This window comes from Cohnella luojiensis (assembly GCF_004564235.1).
Lineage (GTDB): Bacteria > Bacillota > Bacilli > Paenibacillales > Paenibacillaceae > Cohnella > Cohnella luojiensis.
The window spans coordinates 1-652 of record NZ_SOMN01000112.1; the positions used below are offsets into that span (position 1 = coordinate 1).

The 652-nt window shown below is 35.0% G+C and carries 1 protein-coding gene; it reads left to right on the top strand.

The features are described from left to right. The first annotated feature begins 58 nt into the window (after nt 1–58). Nucleotides 59–490, top strand: a complete 432-nt coding sequence (locus E2980_RS23960; RefSeq protein WP_135154723.1) for a hypothetical protein — start codon at nt 59–61, stop codon at nt 488–490. Nucleotides 491–652: the final 162 nt, after the last annotated feature.

The following is a 652-nucleotide window of genomic DNA, read 5'->3' on the forward strand; positions in this document are numbered from 1 at the left end:
AGAACGTTATATGAAATCGGCTAAGAGCTCCCCAAAAAAATAAGAAAGAATGTGTGACATGAATTCCTATCTATATGGTCAAATAATTCCAGGTAGAAGTGTTGGGGAATATCATCTTGGGATTAAGTTAAATGAACTTATTAATGAATTAAATGTTGAATATATCATAACTAAAAGTAGAAATGACTCAATTTCTCATATAGTTGAAATTCAGGGGATTTCTTTCTTTTTTAATTTTTCGACAGAGCTGCTAACTCAAATCACAGTTTCAGAGGGTTATAAAGGGAAATATAAAGGATTAATTGGAATCGGATCAATATTAAATAAATATAAAGACCAAATATCGTATCAATTAGATGAAGAGGACAATGAATGCAGTTTATTTTTACCTGATGCACCAGGAATATGGATACATACAGAAATGTGGGGAGATGATAAAGCACCTATCAAATTTATTAGTGTAAACAAAATATGTAAGAGTGATAGCTGATTCAATGAAGAGCCGACATCATATAACACTATATTCACGCTTCGGGCCATTCGGCCCTCGGTCCGGACCGGAGTTAGAAGAGGATTCGGGGATGAATTTTCAGTAGCGAGGAAGTAGAATCAGCCGGACACATCCTTCCCCCTAAGATAAGAGCTATCTAAG